Source organism: Temperatibacter marinus, from assembly GCF_031598375.1.
GTDB classification, from domain to species: Bacteria; Pseudomonadota; Alphaproteobacteria; order Sphingomonadales; family Kordiimonadaceae; genus Temperatibacter; species Temperatibacter marinus.
This window is the reverse complement of the sequence record NZ_CP123872.1, coordinates 314,489-331,246: the sequence shown is the minus strand read 5'-3', so window position 1 is coordinate 331,246 and position 16,758 is coordinate 314,489. Positions and strand designations below refer to the sequence as shown.

At 43.3% G+C, this 16,758-nt stretch carries 14 protein-coding genes, 1 tRNA gene and 1 pseudogene; 13 read left to right on the top strand and 3 right to left on the bottom strand.

The window, feature by feature from the left end; translation table 11 throughout:
- Positions 1-29: 29 nt before the first annotated feature.
- From QGN29_RS01500 to QGN29_RS01490, 3 genes are all read left to right on the top strand, one after another.
- Entirely contained in the window at positions 30-788 is a 759-nt protein-coding gene (locus QGN29_RS01500) for a hypothetical protein (RefSeq protein ID WP_310798887.1), read from the top strand.
- A complete protein-coding gene (locus QGN29_RS01495; protein ID WP_310798886.1) occupies positions 781-1,800 on the top strand; it encodes a glycosyltransferase in 1,020 nt (339 codons plus the stop codon). Before QGN29_RS01500 ends, QGN29_RS01495 begins: the two co-directional genes overlap by 8 nt.
- 83 nt (positions 1,801-1,883) lie before the next feature.
- A tRNA-Val gene (locus tag QGN29_RS01490) sits at positions 1,884-1,959 on the top strand.
- 201 nt (positions 1,960-2,160) lie between these two features.
- On the opposite strand, the pseudogene QGN29_RS14515 reads toward QGN29_RS01490, so the two are convergent.
- A pseudogene (locus QGN29_RS14515) lies at positions 2,161-2,274 on the bottom strand (IS6 family transposase); the annotation flags it as partial.
- 135 nt (positions 2,275-2,409) lie between these two features.
- On the opposite strand from QGN29_RS14515, the gene QGN29_RS01485 reads away from it, so the two are divergent.
- Complete coding sequence (locus tag QGN29_RS01485; RefSeq protein WP_310798885.1) at positions 2,410-3,786, top strand: alpha/beta hydrolase family protein; 1,377 nt, start codon at positions 2,410-2,412, stop codon at positions 3,784-3,786.
- A gap of 170 nt (positions 3,787-3,956) precedes the next feature.
- On the top strand, positions 3,957-6,296 hold the full coding sequence (locus QGN29_RS01480) for a TonB-dependent receptor (RefSeq protein ID WP_310798884.1): 2,340 nt from the start codon (positions 3,957-3,959) through the stop codon (positions 6,294-6,296).
- A gap of 87 nt (positions 6,297-6,383) precedes the next feature.
- On the opposite strand, the gene QGN29_RS01475 is transcribed toward QGN29_RS01480, so the two are convergent.
- Positions 6,384-8,240, bottom strand: a complete 1,857-nt coding sequence (locus tag QGN29_RS01475; protein WP_310798883.1) for a tetratricopeptide repeat protein — start codon at positions 8,238-8,240, stop codon at positions 6,384-6,386.
- A gap of 193 nt (positions 8,241-8,433) precedes the next feature.
- Between QGN29_RS01475 and QGN29_RS01470 the strand changes: the two genes are divergently transcribed.
- The 8 genes from QGN29_RS01470 to QGN29_RS01435 all read left to right on the top strand — a co-directional run bounded on the left by QGN29_RS01470 (position 8,434) and on the right by QGN29_RS01435 (position 16,017).
- Positions 8,434-9,165, top strand: a complete 732-nt coding sequence (locus QGN29_RS01470) for an SDR family NAD(P)-dependent oxidoreductase (RefSeq protein WP_310798882.1) — start codon at positions 8,434-8,436, stop codon at positions 9,163-9,165.
- 26 nt (positions 9,166-9,191) lie between these two features.
- The gene (locus QGN29_RS01465) at positions 9,192-9,803 is read left to right on the top strand and encodes a trimeric intracellular cation channel family protein (protein WP_310798881.1); all 612 of its coding nucleotides are present in this window, start codon (positions 9,192-9,194) and stop codon (positions 9,801-9,803) included.
- Between the two features lie 133 nt (positions 9,804-9,936).
- Complete coding sequence (gene hisD, locus QGN29_RS01460; protein ID WP_310798879.1) at positions 9,937-11,226, top strand: histidinol dehydrogenase; 1,290 nt, start codon at positions 9,937-9,939, stop codon at positions 11,224-11,226.
- On the top strand, positions 11,201-12,262 hold the full coding sequence (locus QGN29_RS01455; RefSeq protein ID WP_310798877.1) for a LacI family DNA-binding transcriptional regulator: 1,062 nt from the start codon (positions 11,201-11,203) through the stop codon (positions 12,260-12,262). Before hisD ends, QGN29_RS01455 begins: the two co-directional genes overlap by 26 nt.
- A gap of 76 nt (positions 12,263-12,338) precedes the next feature.
- Positions 12,339-13,073, top strand: coding sequence for an alpha/beta fold hydrolase (locus QGN29_RS01450; protein WP_310798875.1), 735 nt, complete (start codon positions 12,339-12,341; stop codon positions 13,071-13,073).
- Entirely contained in the window at positions 13,054-14,199 is a 1,146-nt protein-coding gene (locus tag QGN29_RS01445) for a cobalamin-independent methionine synthase II family protein (protein ID WP_310798874.1), read from the top strand. Before QGN29_RS01450 ends, QGN29_RS01445 begins: the two co-directional genes overlap by 20 nt.
- Before the next feature lie 19 nt (positions 14,200-14,218).
- A complete protein-coding gene (locus QGN29_RS01440) occupies positions 14,219-14,992 on the top strand; it encodes an HpcH/HpaI aldolase family protein (RefSeq protein ID WP_310798873.1) in 774 nt (257 codons plus the stop codon).
- Positions 14,992-16,017 carry an ester cyclase gene (locus QGN29_RS01435; protein WP_310798872.1) on the top strand — a complete coding sequence of 342 codons (1,026 nt, stop codon included), beginning with the start codon at positions 14,992-14,994 and terminating at the stop codon, positions 16,015-16,017. Before QGN29_RS01440 ends, QGN29_RS01435 begins: the two co-directional genes overlap by 1 nt.
- Here QGN29_RS01435 and QGN29_RS01430 read toward each other — a convergent pair whose 3' ends face one another.
- Complete coding sequence (locus QGN29_RS01430; protein ID WP_310798871.1) at positions 16,018-16,725, bottom strand: substrate-binding periplasmic protein; 708 nt, start codon at positions 16,723-16,725, stop codon at positions 16,018-16,020.
- Between the last annotated feature and the right edge of the window lie 33 nt (positions 16,726-16,758).

The window sequence follows — 16,758 nt, the reverse complement described above, 5'->3', positions numbered from 1 at the left end:
GGCGTGAAGAGAATGAGGGATAGAAGAACGTGATCATTATTGGGTTAGGCTCAGGACGAAGTGGAACAAATTCATTTGCTGCGATGATAGCTAAGCAGCAGAATTCCTATTCTTTTCACGAAATGAATCCCTCGGTGATGGCGTATAAGGGCACAGTGGCACCGGTGGTGAACACACTGCGAGAATTTAAAGCCATTATTGAAGGGGGAGATCCTTCATATCTAACTGTTGACCTTTCCCGTAAACCTAGTGTCGCTGATTTTTCTAAAGTAAAAGTAGCAAACAAGGTTGACGTACTTTCAGATGCGGGGCTCTACTATCTGCAATATGTGCCCGATATGCTGGCAGAGAATTCAGCCGTGAAATTCGTCTGTCTGCAACGAGATCGGACTGCCACCATACAAAGTTTTATGAAAAAAACCACTTTGAACTATGGCTTCATCGAAAAGCTGCTTTATCGGTGTGCAGCCCTAATTAAGAGGAAGCCCTATATTTCATCAAGTAATCATTTCATGGAGCATGATGGAAGACAGTGGGCCATAGACCGACTGTGGGACAAATGTTTTCCAACGTTTGAAGCGGCCTCAAAGGAAGAAGCAATCGGTCACTATTATGATTATTATTACAAACAGGCACACATGTTTGCCCTAGACTATCCAGAAAATGTCAAAGTTTACCCCTTGGAGATGATGAATAAGGAAGAGGGTATCAAAGAGATTCTGTCCTTTTGCGGATATAAGGAAGCGGAGATGGTGATTGAGCCCGCTTGGGTTAATCAAAATGGTTGAAGATCAAGAGATAGCAGTTGATTACGACTTTTCGGTTGTAATAACCACGCGTAATAGACCAGCTCTTTTCAAGCGGGCTTTAGCATCTGTTTTAGACCAAAAAAATGTAACCTTTCAAGTTGTTGTCATCAATGATGGATCCCTCGAAGAGCATAGGGCAGCATATAAAGCCATTATAGAGGAAGCCCCAACGTCGGTTTCTTTTATAACACTCGATCATTCCCTGCAGGGACACGGCGCCTATCATGCTTTAAATCAAGGCATTCTTGCTGCGCAAGCTGAGTATCTCGCTTTTTTAGATGATGATGACCATTGGACGGATCCCGACTATCTTTCCACTTCATTAGCGGCACTAACAGAAGAGGTCAAACAGACGCAGCAACAGCCAGATATGCTCTGTGCATTACAAGTGGCTGTGGATCATCAAGGAGAAGAGACTGCTGAGTTATTATGGCATGGATTAAATCGCGATCGCTTTATTAAAAATCCTGCCCAACATTCAGGATTTTACTATGGCCGTCCGGAAGAATGTGTCGATAAAGGTATTTTTTGCCATGCAAATACGCTCATTTTGCGCCGCCAGTTTATTCTGGACATCGGGGCTTTTGATGAAGATCTTCGCTATGAAGGGGACCGAGAGATATATTTGCGAGCCATCGACCAAGGGGCGCGCGTGCTGATTAATGATCGAATTGTTTCGAAACATTATATTCCTGACCCTGGCAAAGCAGAGACAGTCACAACACAGCAATCAAAGTTGATAAAATTGCAGTATCAATTCCGCCTTTATACAAATTTACATATGAATGCTCGTACGCCTTTGATCCGCGAGTTGGCGCGTATTGGGCAAGGGGATGTGGCCCGTCACCTTAGTCTGTTTTTGAAAGAGCAGGGGAAGATGAAAGTGGCAGCCCATTATGCCAGGATTGCCTTGATGGTTCGCTTTTCACTAAAGTGGATGATTTATACGGTTTATATGACAGGAGTGGGTCTCTTTGCATCAAATAAATAACGATGAGACACATTTCTTGCTTGAACTCCATAAGAAAAGCCCCTAAACAGTCCTCCAAGACAGTTCAGTCTCTTACGTGGTTAGGTCGGTTAGCTCAGCTGGTAGAGCGTTTCGTTGACATCGAAGAGGTCGCTGGTTCGAACCCAGTACCGACCACCATATTTTCTCATTATATTTCAATAGCTTATCAAGATCTAGGATTTCAGATGTCAGCTAGGTGACCAATCGGTGACTATATTAGTTCTCTCGTGAGTTCACTTTGAATTCTCTCTTTAATCATGTTGTTAATTTGTTTTGTTGTATTCACAAAAAAATAGTTTTCTTAAATTCTTCGAAGGTATGTTTTTTTAATAGGGGCATCTCAAACAACAGTTCTTCAACCTGGCGAAGTGAAAGTTGAAATCGGATATAAAGAAGTGCAGCCAGTTGGATGACGGCTGGATTGTGTTTAAAGTATTTGAAGGATATGTTCATGGGATCAGATTATCACTCGCATAAATCTGCACAACAAGTTACTTTGCCAATGCCATTTGTGCCCATAATTTTCAATTTGCATTCGAAGTCTTTATTGTGTAACTCTATAAGACGTATCTATGAATAGGAGTGTAAATGTTAAAGTATAGCTGGTTACCTTTTTTGTTTTTCTGTATCCAGCTTTCTGCATGTTCGGAGACTAAAGTAGACACGTCAATCCTGTCACTAGAGAGTATGACAGTCGATGCCCTTCGAAAAGAAGATTACACCTCGCGGCTTCAAGTTATTGAAGAAATCACGTCTGAAGGCTATCAAGAGTTTCATTCTAAAGATGGATCAAAAGCTTATAAAACCTATATGGGGTCATACAAATCTGATGAGCTGACTCTCTACACGCGCATAGATATACCAGTGACCCCGATGCCAGAGGGTGGGTATCCCGTTGTAATTTTTGCTCATGGCTATGTAGGAATTGAAGCCGCGCCCCTTTATAAATTCGGCTATGAGCCTAAAAGCTATTACGGCGCTTATATTGATAGATTTGTAGACGCAGGCTTTGTCGTTCTAACGCCTGGATATAGAGGGCATGGTACAGTAAAAGGCAAACCAGCAGGTGGTATTGAATTTATGAGAGATTGGGATAACGGTAGTTATCTTAGTCCAATATTTTACGCAAAGGATGTTCTGAATTTATTAGGCGGTGTGCATACGATGAAGGCTGCATTCTCAGAGTATCAAGACTTGGACATTGACCTTAAGAACATTAATCTCACGGCCCATTCTCAAGGGGGAGATGCAGCTTTAGTCGCACTTGCAATTCAAGCGGATGGCTCGTCTATGGGAAATAACTTTAGAAAGGCCTCAATTTGGTCTGGCACATTCCCCAGTCGCTTTACGCAAGCAGAGACCTATGCGCCGATGCAAAATAGCCCTCAAGCTTTCCTGTCTGGGGATGGTTCATGGACTGGTTCCGCAGTGGGTGTGAATGGGTCCATTAATCAGGATTTTATCTTTGCTTATCCTTCAGAGTGGATCGGAACGCTTATTTATAAAGACTGGACTTGGCAAAGGGATACTTATGATCGATTAACAGTTGCTGAAAGTGTACGAGAGAAATACGAAGAAATGTATGCTGCTTTAAATGCAGGCGTTGATACAATCAAAAGTGCAGATTTTTCAATTGAAAAAAATACTGACGGAAAAACGATCTATGCACATGACTCTCAAATTGCTGACGCTATGGATAATATTGGTGCCTTTCATAGACATGACTTAATTAACGTTCCCTTGTTTCTTCATTATCCAGACCGTGATTTCTATTCAATACCCAAATGGAATGAAAGTTTGTGTAAGCGGATTAATAAAGGCGGCGGACAGTGTGTTGGATATCAATATGGCGGTAATACCCATTCTATGAAGTTGAGCAAGCATAAATGGTTCTCTCCAGAGGGGTCCAGGGAAGGGTTTGATATAATGATTGCGCGTGATATTGAAAAATTCAAGTCAAATTAAACTGGGTTTTCTGCGGATGTTGAGTATTTGTGGTAAAAATACTACAAATTAGATTGTAAAATGAATTCGAATGCAAAAAAAGATTGCCTAAATTTTGCATTCGAAGTATATTAGTTTTGAGATAGTAAATTAATGATAAGTTGAAGTATGTGGGACATAGGGAGTTCATCGTGAATAGTAACGCTAAAATTTCAAAGTTTTTAATGGGGACAGCATCTGTTGCTGCCCTTTCTTTTGGTATGAGTGCTGCAGGATCTGCACAAGATGACGACGAGCACATGTTAGAAGAGATTGTTGTGACCGCGACAAAGAGGTCTGCAAGTATTCAGGATGTGCCTATGGCGATCACTGCTCTTTCAGGCGATAGTCTCAAAGATTCATTGACAACTGAAATTCGTGATTTGGATAAGAATGTTGCGGGTCTATCCTTCCGTATGAACGGTAACAATGTGACGCCAATTATTCGTGGTGCTGGTGTCGCTGGAACAAGCGACGTGGCTGTTCCAGTCTATATTGACGGTGCATATAAGTCGAATACCATTATGGCTCTGGCAGGCTTCCTTGATGTTGAGCGTGTAGAAACACTGCGCGGCCCTCAGGGAACCCTTTTTGGTCGTAACTCGATGGGTGGATTAATTCATATTGTTACAAAGAAGCCAAGCACTGAGGGTATTGATTACGGCGGCGCCATGACATTCGGGAATTACGGAGCCGCGAAGTTTGAAGGCTTTGTAAACGTTCCGCTGGGAGAAAAGCTAGCATTTCGCTTAACTGCGCGCGACGCTAAGCGAGATCCATATCAAGAGAATGTTTATAATCCAGGAACAGGCTTTAAAGATGAAGACAATACTTATGCCCGTCTTCAAGTTCAGTATGATGTCACTGAAGATCTTGCACTGCGCGCTGGATATACATATTGGCGTGATAATGCGAACGGCAATGGGTCTTATGGCGCGAAGCCAATTGGGGTTCCCATTAATCTAGATCGTGTTGATGCGAACGGTAATTACATGACTGACGGTAAGAATGGGTATCTCGATCAGCGCTATAGTACACGTGTAGGCTTTAATGGGGGCCGCGATAATGCGGGTCTTTATGAGAACGGCGAAGGTCTTGTGCTTCCTGATCCTATGCAAGTTTCTTTTGATTTTACCCCGTATAGAGATATCGACGAAGATACAATCTTTGTTGCACTAGATTGGGCTTTCGAAGGGCATGAGTTGAAAATCAATGCTGAGCGTACTGAATTTACGGAAGTGCGTATTTCAGATGCTGATTTTTCACCGAAAAGAAATTGGGTAGAAGGTCAGGATAACGGTGTTACTTCAACACAGATTGACGCTTATATTAACTCAACACATGATGGTGACCTCCAATATACCGTTGGTGGTTACTATTACGATTCAGTTGACCCAGGTACAGGCTATGCTTGGTTGTTTGGGTATAACGGTGAGTGGACAGGCCTTGCGAGAGACGAAGTATATTGGTCTCCGTGGAGCTGGGTTGGTGGTCGATCTGATTTCGGTGCCAAATCATTAGCGCTCTATGGTAATGCGACTTATAACCTTTCAGAAAAATTAATTGCTGAGGTTGGTCTACGGTATACAGATGATGAACGGACAAATGGTAATCAAAGTACCATTTACGGGACACATAATACAGGCGGCAATACCGTCCCTGAGTATGACCCTGCGACAAGCTATACCACTGAGTCTGGCGATAATGTTGATTATAAAATCGGTCTTGTTTATCATGTGAATGATGACATGATGGTTTATGCAAATACGGCTTCAGGCTATATTTTGGGTGGTCTATCTGGCGGGTCTGATAGCCAACTTCTACCAAACCAAACAGCGGCTTCTTATGAAGCTGGCTTTAAGTCAACATGGCTTGACGGTCGCATGCAAATCAACGCATCGGCTTTTATGGTGAGCTATGATAACCTTCTGACAACTGTTTACGATACAGGACCAAATGATATTGCCATTGCACGGTCTATCATTGGTGGCTCGATCAAATCTAAAGGTATTGAAGCTGAATTGAAATTCAGCCCAATGGAGAATTTCCATATTGAAGCGAATACTTCTATCGATTTCTCTAACTTTGATGAGTTTGGGGCGCCGAATAACTATGACGTTGGTCCAGAGCTCTTTGTTCTTGACGGAAAAGATCTTCCGTTCACGCCTAAGTTTACCTTAGGTTTAGCGATGACTTATGAGCTTGATCTCGGCGATTCGGGTATGTTAATCCCGCGTTTCCAATCGTATACATCCACAAGTTATAAGGCTCATCCAGTTGGGTATTTCTTCTCTCGCCAAGATGGCTATACAAAGATTGATTTATCTATGACATGGATATCTGCGGATGAGCAGTTCAATGTTAAAGCCTTTATTAAGAATGTTACGGACGTGATCAATGTGAATTCAATCAGTACATTCTCACGCGCTCGGGTGATGGCTGATTATTCTGATCCGCGTACATTTGGAATTCGTTTTGGCTACAACTTCTAAACAGAAGTGAAATAATGTAAGAGAAAAGCCCGTGTCTGAGATGCGGGCTTTTTTATTTGGAGAGCGATAAGTGATTTAAGGAATTGATTAAGACTGAAGAGCTAAGAGTAAATCGTTCAGACCTTCACCGTATCGCTCTCCCATTTTTAGAGAGGTTTTAAAGATAGGCTGCCGTACTTGACTTGCACTGGGTGTTTTTACAATCCGATCTGTCTCATAAAAGCGGGTGACAGCATCATCAAACGAAAGTCCAATATGATCGAGCATACGCTTAGCTTCTGCTTCTTGATCATGAATATTGTCTTCGTAATGGACAACAAGCATGTCGTTACCAAAAGTAGTTTGCCAGTGATCCATTAGATCAAGGTAGTGCATATGGTATCGACCCAGAGCAGATAAATCATGAGCATAAGTTTGGCTTGCTTCAAAAGGCAGCTTAAATATTGAAACACTATTATCAATTGGATCGCGTCTGCAATTGATCAGAACTGCATCCGGAAAAACTGCTTTGATTAGACCTAAATATTTGAAATTGCTCGGGGTTTTATCTACGATGTAGGGAGCGGTGCCATTCGCTTCCACGAGTCTATTAAGGTAAGTCTTTCGCAGTATATCGAGATGTTCTCTGGATAGGTTTCTTATATGATGTGGGAAGGACATTCTGACCATTTGACTGGCTTGTGCAGACATATCCGCGATGTAAGTGCTTTCACCGCCCCCCCGGATGGACCCATGACTAGCAAGAATTTGTTCCACGAGGCTAGTGCCTGAGCGCGGCATACCAAAAACAAAGATGGGGGTAGGCATTTTGTCATCCATTTTTATATTTTGGAAAGACGAGAGTGTAGCCTTCTTGATTTCTTCAATTTTCCCCTGTGCATCTTGGTCATCGTAAGGGGCGCCCGCAGCAATGATGCTTTGTGCTTCTTTCATATAGATAAGGGACTGTTCATAGTCCTTTTCTTTGTCGAAAGCACAAGCAAGAGCGAAAGCGAAAAATTGCCGACTTTCAGTTCCGTCTAGTGAGGCAGTATATCCAGACTGAATTGCCTGAAACTCTTCCTCAGAAACGGGGCGACCTCTTAGTTGAGCGAGTAAGTAATAGACCTCTGCATAGTCTGGTGCTAAGGCAATTGCCTGTTTATAAAGGGTTGCAGCCTTGTCAAAATGACCAAGCTGTTCCTTCAAAATACCAAGGCTTTGAATGGCATATACGTAATCGCTGTCGTTTTCGATAACAGTCTTTAAATGTGTTTCAGCCTCATCGAGTTTTCCTAGCTCAATAAGACAGTCAGAGATTTTTGTTTGAGCAGCACGATTAAGAGGCTCGAGGTCAACTGTTTTTCTGAATGCTTTAAGTGCTTGGTTGAAATCACTTCGCATGAAGAGAGCCTCGCCAATAGCTAAGTGACCGCCTACATTATTTGAGTTGATTTGCAAGGCTCGTTGGGCGGTGCCGAAAGCGTCGTCTAGTTTACCTAGATTTAGAAAGGCTTTTGATAGGAGACAGAAGCATTCAAAATAATTGGGATTTAGTCGGACAGCCTGCATAAAAAGCTTTATAGCTTCTTCATATTGTCCAGCCTCAAAATTAATAGCGCCGATATTATGCAGCGCTTGTGGGTTTTTTGGAGCAAGCTGCAATGATGAGTGAAATGCTTGCGCAGCCTTATCGACCTGACCAGTGCCCTTGTAAGCGAGGCCTAAATTATTTTGCGCTTCCGGATCGTTTGGCTGAAGGCGCGTTGCTTTTTCAATAAGGGGTAGGGCATTTTCAAAGTTGCTTTGTTCTAGATAAATCATCCCGAGAAGATTGAGGGCATGAACGTTTTTAGGCTCCACTTTTAAGATGGATTGATACTCTTGGGCCGCTTGATCAAACTGTCCCTTTTTTTGAATTTCAAAAGCTGCCAATAGTTTTTTTTGTATCTCAGGATGCATCATAGTGTCCGTATTGTTGATTTGACCTGACTATTGGTAATTTCCCAAAGTAAGTCAAGCTACACCAGGCGTTTTGGTCTTTGTACCTAAGTATGTAAGAGGTGTAAATAATAATTGCATTCGAATGCAGTTGATTGCAATATGCTGACCTGTAGGTAGACTACTTGTAAGTATGGATGATTTGAGGAGAATAGAGATGCAGACGCTGAAAGATAAGGTGGCCGTTGTGACGGGTGCAGGCAAGGGTATTGGCAAAGCATGCGTTTTAAAGCTTGCAGCAGAGGGAGCTCACGTGATTGCAGTGGCAAGAACAGAGTCTGACCTGCAGGCTGTCATGGCCGAGTCATCTGGTTCTGTTGAGGCTTGGGCTATGGATGTTACATCACAAGCTTTTCTTTCAAAGATTGAAGGGCTTGAGTGTATTGACATTCTTGTTAACAATGCAGGAACGAATAGACCTGAGGCATTTACAGATGTGAGTGAAGAAAATTTAGATTTTGTTATGAATTTGAATGTGAAATGGGCTTTTCTTGTGTCGCAAGCAGTCGTCAATGTCATGAAGAAAGCTGGAAAGGGTGGTTCAATAATACATATGTCATCCCAAATGGGTCATGTCGGTTCGCCAAATAGGTCAGTATACTGTATGACGAAACATGCAATTGAAGGCTTGAGTAAAGCCATGGCTGTCGAGCTTGGACCAGAAAACATTCGTGTAAATACAATTGCGCCCACCTTTATCGAAACACCTATGACAAAGCCTATGCTTGAAAATCCTGAATTTATGGAATTTGTAAATCGGATGATTCCCCTCGGCCGGATAGGAAAGGTCGATGATATTGCAGCGGCTGTATCCTATCTAGCAAGCGGCTCTGCGAGCATGGTTACCGGTACCTCTTTAAAAGTTGATGGTGGCTGGACAGCGCATTAATTAGCTGTCTATATATGGTTATGGAAGTGACAATCACAATATTATTTTTCTGGCTTTCTCTTGCAGGGACAGCTGTTTTCGCAGTGAGTGGAGCCCTGCAGGCTCTGCGTAATGACATGGATATTGTCGGCGTCTCCTTTATAGCCTGTGTCACAGGTGTAGGCGGCGGTACAATGCGTGATCTTTTACTGGGAGCTACCCCAGTTGCTTGGGTCAATGACCCAACTGATATTATTGTTTGTGTTACTTTTGCTGGCCTAACAGTTGTTGCAAACAAACAAATTATAGGCCGACGACTTGATCTACTTCTTTGGGCTGATGCCGTTGGAATGGCTTTATTTGCTGTCCTGGGTGCGGCTAAAGCACAGCAGTACGGCGCTCACCCTCTGACAGTCATTCTGTTTGGTGCCATGAGTGCCACATTCGGCGGCATTGTAAGAGACGTTATCTGTAATGAAATTCCAGTTCTCTTTAGAAAAGAAATCTATATTACCGCAGCTCTTATCGGCGGTGTTACTCTTTTACTTCTGCCTGTGGGCCTTGATGATGCCTTCAAACTCTCAATTGCTGTTGTCGTTTCTTTTACGGTTCGGGCTTGTTCAATAGTCTACGGTTGGAGCCTTCCTAAATATGGCTGACTTACTCTTTTTATATTTTGTTTGCATTCGAATGCAAAATATCCTAAACAGCACATATATAACGTAAATCATAGGCTGAAACTGAGAGCTTTCTCTAGTTAGTTTGCAGTGATCGATCATGTGGAGATGTAAAATGATCAGATATTTAAAAGATGGTATTGATGTAGAAATCGCAGAAGCAACCGATAAAAAGGTTCAAGGCATTGTTGAGGGTATTTTAGAAGATATTCAAAAAAATGGTGATGCAGCTGTTCGTGAATATTCTGAAAAATTTGATAACTGGTCTCCGACTTCTTATCGACTCAGCGCTCAAGAGATTAAAGCGTGCTATGATGAGGTAACAGACCAAGAGTTGCATGATATAAAATTTGCACAAGAACAGGTTCGCAATTTTGCTCAAGCACAACGCGATAGCATGCTTGATGTTGAAGTTGAAACACTGCCTGGGGTAATCCTTGGCCATAAACATACACCAATGAATAGTGTCGGTTGTTATGTCCCAGGCGGTAAATATCCCTTGGTTGCCTCAGCCCATATGTCTGTTGTGACGGCTAAGGTTGCAGGGGTGAAGCGGGTTATTGCTTGCGCACCGCCTTTTAATGGTCGTCCTAGCCCTGCGATTGTCGTCGCAATGGACCTTGCTGGCGCTGATGAAATATATTGTTTTGGAGGCGTTCAAGCGATCGGTGCCATGGCAATTGGTACAGAAACAATTGCGCCTGTTGATTTCCTCGTTGGTCCTGGTAATGCGTTTGTTGCAGAAGCCAAGAGGCAGCTTTTTGGTCGTGTCGGCATTGATTTATTTGCGGGTCCAACAGAAACTTTGGTCATTGCGGATGAAAGCGTGGATGGAGAACTTTGTGCAGCAGATCTTTTAGGGCAAGCAGAGCACGGTCCTAATTCGCCCGCTGTCTTGCTGACGAATAGTGAGGTACTTGCGAAGGAAACGATGGCTGAGGTTGAGCGTCAGCTCACAGAACTACCTACAGCAGATATTGCAGGCGTTGCTTGGGCCGAATATGGCCAAGTCATTGTATGCGATACATATGAGGAGATGGTAGAGAAAGCTGATGAAATAGCTTCGGAGCATGTTCAAGTAATGACAAAGGATCCAAATTATTTCCTTGAAAACATGACCAATTACGGTGCACTGTTCCTCGGTGAAGAAACAAATGTTTCTTATGGCGATAAAGTTATTGGCACAAACCATACATTGCCGACAAAGAAAGCAGCACGATATACGGGAGGTCTGTGGGTTGGTAAGTTCATTAAAACATGTACTTATCAGCGCGTAACAAAAGAGGCTTCGGTTGTTGTGGGTGAATATTGTTCGCGTTTGTGCAAACTTGAAGGCTTTATGGGTCATAAAGAACAAGCTGACATTAGACTGAGACGTTATGCCGGAAGTAAAGAAAAATACTGATAAGACTGATAAATTACTAGAAAAAGCTGAGAGACATAAGGCGACTTCCTACGATGTTGCGGAGTTAGCAGGGGTCTCTCAGTCTGCGGTTTCGCGATGCTTCAAACCTGGGGCCAGTGTATCGCAGAAAATGCGCGACCGGGTCATGAAAGCTGCAAAGGAACTGGGCTATGAACCCAATGCCATTGCGCGAAGTCTTATAACCAGACGTTCAAATCTTGTTGCGATTATCATCTCAAACTTGACGAACCTCTATTATCCCGAAGTTCTTGCGCAACTTACACAGTGTTTATCTGATAAAGGCATGCGCGTTCTACTATTTGCTCTTGAGTCTGAAAGTAAAGCAGATGAAGTGCTTCAGCAAATTTGGCCGTATCAAGTCGACGGTGTGATTGCCGCTGCTAAATTGACAGACGATCAATTATCTGAATTTGATAAGCGGGCAATTCCTCTTGTTTTTTATAATAGATTTTATACATCCCATGCCATTAATACGGTTTGCTGTGATCAAGCTGAGGGAGCGCGGCAAATTGTTAATGATCTCGTTAAGGCGGGCCATCAATCCTTTGCATTCATAGCAGGGCCTTCAGATTCTGTTGTTGGGAATGAAAGACAAGAAGCCGCTTTGAAACGCCTTAAGCAGCTAGAGCAAGAAAATGTAACTCTTATTAATGGTGGATTTAGTTATGAGGCAGGAGAAGGGGCAGTGACCACTATGCATGATAAGCTTGGTGAGTTTCCTGATGCTGTTATCTGTGTAAATGATATGTGTGCGATTGGGGCCATAGATGGTTTGCGTCATGATTTTGGCAAGAAAGTGCCAGAAGAAGTCTCAGTTGTTGGCTTTGATGGTGTAGGGCCAGCAGGTTGGTCAAGTTATAATCTGACAACAGTGCGCCAGCCAGTGGGCCGCATGACTGACGCTGCTGTTACAATGCTAATGGAGCGTATCGAGGACGCAGGCATGCCTCCTGAAAAACGTGTTTTTGCTGGCGTTATCATTCCTGGTAATTCAGCAAGATTAGCAGAGGATTAAATATCAATCTGGTCCATATAAGCGTTCGCTTCGGAATTTAGTTGCATTCGAAGTACATTTTTCATAAAAATAAGGTATGACCAATATACCCTTACTCTTTTTGCCGGGCATGATGTGCAATCATATCTTGTGGCAGTATCAAATTGAAGAATTCGGCAAAGATCGAGAGGTTTTTGTCGCTGATTTTTCAAATGGCTCAACTATTGAAGATATGGCAAGTAAGGCACTTGAGGCCGCCCCACCGGAATTTATCGCTGTAGGGCTATCTATGGGGGGCATTGTTGCCTTTGAAATGTGGAAGCAGGCGCCAAAGCGCATTTTAGGTATGGCTCTGATGGACACGAATGCTTATGCCGACTCACCAGCACGAAAAAAGGTACGAGAACGTCAGATTGTTGAAGCCAATGATGGTGCACTAGAGCAAATTCTAATTGAGGAATTAAAACCGAATTATCTGGCACCCATTCACCGTAACAATAAAAAATTGTTAGATCAAATTTTGGATATGGGGAGCAGTCTTGGTGTTACAGTGTTTGAGCAACAGTCGGTGGCATTGATGCACCGTGGGGATCAGATGTCAATTTTATCCAAGATTACATGCCCTGTAGAGGTTTTGTGCGGCAAAGAAGATGAGTTATGCCCAATAGAATATCATCAAACAATCACCAGCAGGATTGATGGTGCGCGTCTAACAGTTCTTCCAGATTGCGGCCATATGTCTTCCATGGAGGCTCCTGCAATGGTCAATATGATGCTGCGAGATTTATTAGCACGAGTTGAAGGAGGTCACCGTGAAGCAAAGTACGCATAGAATTTTAACCACACATGTGGGAAGTTTACCGCGGTCCCAGGCTGTGAGTGAAGGCGTTTTTGCTGAGGAGAAGGGCTCACTTAAAGACTTGAATGGCCTAGCAGAAACCATACGCGGTGCTGTTAAGGATGTCGTTAAGCTTCAGGTAGATGCTGGTGTTGATTTGGTTTCTGACGGTGAAATGAGCAAAATTTCATATGCTACATACATTAAGGACCGTATTTCCGGATTTGATGGCGACAGTCCGCGAAATGCTCCTGCTGATCTTGAAGAATATCCTGGTTTTCTGGAGCGACAGGCGAAAGGCGGCGGAACGCCAACATACCGAAGACCTCAATGTGTCGGAGAGATCAAGCATGTGAATATGGCCCCCTTAAAGGCAGATATTGATAATATGCAGGCGGCAATGGTAGACAATCCTGCGACAGAAGGTTTTATGAATGCAGCTTCACCAGGTGTCATTGCCCTTTTCCAGCCGAATAATCATTACAAGACCCAAGAGGACTATCTCGAAGCTTTGGCTGAGGCAATGCGCCCAGAGTATGAAGCTATTGTAGCGGCAGGGATAATCTTGCAACTGGATAGCCCAGACATTGGTTTAGGGCGGCATATGATGTTTAAAGATAAGCCAGATAGTGAATACCAAAAACTGGCGGAAACACATATTGAGGCGTTGAATTATGCCACAAGGAATATTCCTGCGGACAAGATGCGACTGCATGTTTGTTGGGGAAATTACGAAGGACCGCATCATTGTGACGCTGACATGGATCTTGTATTGCCTGTAGCATTAAAGGCGAAACCACAAGCGCTTTTATTTGAATCGTCAAATCCGCGTCATGCTCATGAATGGACCGTGTTTAGAGATGCGGACATTCCTGAAGATAAAATTCTTATCCCTGGCGTGATTGACAGCACGACTAATTTTATTGAGCACCCCAAATTGGTTGCAGAACGTCTCTGTCGTTTTGCCGCTATTGTCGGAAGAGAACGCGTCATCGCAGGGACTGACTGTGGGTTCTCGACTTTTGCTGGGTTCGGCGCTGTAGATGAAGATATTGTATACGGTAAATTGGCCGCTATGGCTGAGGGGGCTCAACTGGCAACTAAGCAGCTTTGGTCGTAGAAATGAGTAGGGAAAAGACATGTCTGACTTTAGACAAAGATTATTAGCTGGTGAGGGCATTATCGGCACTTGGGTGAAGACGCCGTCATCTATTGTTTGTGAAGTCCTCGCATTGACAGATCTTGATGTGATATGCCTTGATGCAGAGCATGCACCTTTTGGTAGACTAGAGCTAGACCAATGTCTGGCGATTAGTATGGCGAAGGGTATGTCCTGCCTTGTTCGGGTGCCAAACATGGAGGCTTCAACGATTTTGAATGCTCTAGACTGTGGTGCAACAGGGATCGTTGCGCCTCATATCTGTACAAAAGAAAGTGCCGAGGCCTTTGCTAAAATGTGTAAATTTGGCGGTGCGAATGGCGGGACCCGAGGATATGCAGGGTCAACGCGGGCGGCTGCTTTTACGACATCTCCACTCTCAAAAAACCTTGAAATTAATCAGACAGAAACTGTCACAATCGCTCAAATTGAAGATATAGAGGCGCTAGAGTGTTTAGACGACATTGCAAGCGTAGACGGTATAGATTGTTTGTTCGTCGGGCGTATAGATTTAACAGTCGCTCTTGGTGCGCCTTCGCCGATGGATGATCGCGTCGTTGATGCAGTAAAGAAAATATGCGCAGTCGGGAAAAAGCACGGTAAAATCGTCGGCATGTTTACACCGTCAACAGATGAAATTCCTATGTGGCGTGATGTAGGGGCGAGTGTGTTTATTCTTGGTTCAGAACAGAGCTTTATTTTAAGTGGTGCTCAAGCCATGAAGGACAATTTCTCTAGAAAATGGGAAGAGTAATGCTCTGTCCTCATCTGCTGAATAAAACTCTTATCGCCCCTCTTCGAAATGCTATGTATAATTTTGAAGAAATGTCTGTTCGACACGCTTTGCAGTCTACCTTCTCTCAAGATGCTAAAATACAACTGTGTCATCCTTTTGAAAATATGGCGTGTATTGAAGACTTATATGACCGTGCTTATGCACCGTTATATGAAGCTATTCCAGACTTGGAGCGTCGCGATACTCTTTTAATGTCTGGTCCAAGCGAGGACGGCTCTCATTGGGTGGGATGTTGTGGCTACTATACGGGCAGCTTCGAAAAACCTTGGCTTGGGATAGTCCCTACAGGCCATCAGGTTTCCATGCGCTTTCATGAATTTTATAAAATCGAAGATCATCAAATTATAGAAATGCAGGCCCTTTGGGATATTCCAGAAGTCATGATGCAAGCAAACTGCTGGCCGATGTCCCCGAGTTTGGGAAGAGAGTGGCATGTCCCAGCCCCAGCACCTCAAAACGGTCTATCACAAATACCATGGGATGCAGCCTCCTCACAGTCCAGTTATCAGACCGTACTGGATATGTGTAATGCTCTTGGCAATCATGCAGAGGGCGGTGTTGAAGCTATGGAACTTGGGAGGTATTGGCATGAAAGATGTAGCTGGTACGGGCCAAGTGGTATTGGTACCGCACGCGGGATCAAGGGGTTTAGAAATTGGCATCAAATTCCATTTTTAAATGGATTACCGGACCGCGTAGGTGATGCGTCAAAGGGGTATTTATTCGCAGATGGTGATTTTGTTGGCTTTACCGCATGGCCAGGTATGTCAATGAGTGTATCCGGGGATGGGTGGCTTGGAATCGCGCCGTCTGGACAGGAAATTACTATGCGTAGCCTTGATTTTTGGCGCTGTGAAAATCAGATGATCCGCGAAAATTGGGTATTAGTTGATTTGCTTCATGTCTATCATCAACTGGGTGTAAATGTGCTTCACAGAATGAGCGAAATGACAAAAGCACGACGGCTTCAGTTTGATCCCTGATTATTCCACAACAGGATAAATGCTAATGTTTACAATGTGATCATAGCATGGGGACTTTTTGCTCAAACCAAGATAGACATCATTAAATCCTATAGGCTCTTCAAGCTCTATAATTTTCCCTTCTAAACCTGCAACTTTAATGTCATTCAGCGAGTTCAGTTGAGTTCCGACAAAGAAGTCAATTCGTCCTCTTGCAAGCATTTTTGTAATATGAAAATCATAACTGCTTATTTTTAAAACTGTAGTTTTTTCAGCAAGATAGGCCTCAATTTCTTCTCCAAAGCTACTGTGAGTAGACATGATAGTAACTTTTCCAGTCAAATCTTCTTTTGTTTTAATGAACTCAGCATTTCCTTTAGTGGTATAAATGTGCACGGGGACACGGTGAATGGGGCCAATAAATGAAATATCTTTCAGTCGGTCTGTCGTTTTATATATGCCACCGATCATATCAATTTCACCGCGTTTAAGGGCAGCTAATAGTCTAGGCCAGTTTTTTCTAGGCTTTATGGTGTATGGAAGATCTTGATGGGTGAGAAGTTTTTTAACAGCGTCTATGGCAACACCCTGTAGAGGCATGGAGTCGCCAAATTCAGAGATGCCGCGCCAATTTGCCGAGTAAGCATTAATAGTTTTACAAGTCTCATCGGCATTTGCCGCGCTTGGGCAAATTATGAAAAGCATTATAGTAACCAAGTAAAGTCTCATAGGCCCCCTTATACGAAATAAATACTTTCTGCG

Coding starts and splice junctions, on each gene's coding strand:
- QGN29_RS01495 (WP_310798886.1), top strand. CDS start 781: ATGGTTGAAGATCAAGAGATAGCAGTTGATTACGACTTTTCGGTTGTA.
- QGN29_RS01485 (WP_310798885.1), top strand. CDS start 2,410: ATGTTAAAGTATAGCTGGTTACCTTTTTTGTTTTTCTGTATCCAGCTT.
- QGN29_RS01475 (WP_310798883.1), bottom strand. CDS start 8,240: ATGATGCATCCTGAGATACAAAAAAAACTATTGGCAGCTTTTGAAATT.
- QGN29_RS01470 (WP_310798882.1), top strand. CDS start 8,434: ATGCAGACGCTGAAAGATAAGGTGGCCGTTGTGACGGGTGCAGGCAAG.
- hisD (WP_310798879.1), top strand. CDS start 9,937: ATGATCAGATATTTAAAAGATGGTATTGATGTAGAAATCGCAGAAGCA.
- QGN29_RS01455 (WP_310798877.1), top strand. CDS start 11,201: ATGCCGGAAGTAAAGAAAAATACTGATAAGACTGATAAATTACTAGAA.
- QGN29_RS01450 (WP_310798875.1), top strand. CDS start 12,339: ATGACCAATATACCCTTACTCTTTTTGCCGGGCATGATGTGCAATCAT.
- QGN29_RS01440 (WP_310798873.1), top strand. CDS start 14,219: ATGTCTGACTTTAGACAAAGATTATTAGCTGGTGAGGGCATTATCGGC.
- QGN29_RS01435 (WP_310798872.1), top strand. CDS start 14,992: ATGCTCTGTCCTCATCTGCTGAATAAAACTCTTATCGCCCCTCTTCGA.
- QGN29_RS01430 (WP_310798871.1), bottom strand. CDS start 16,725: ATGAGACTTTACTTGGTTACTATAATGCTTTTCATAATTTGCCCAAGC.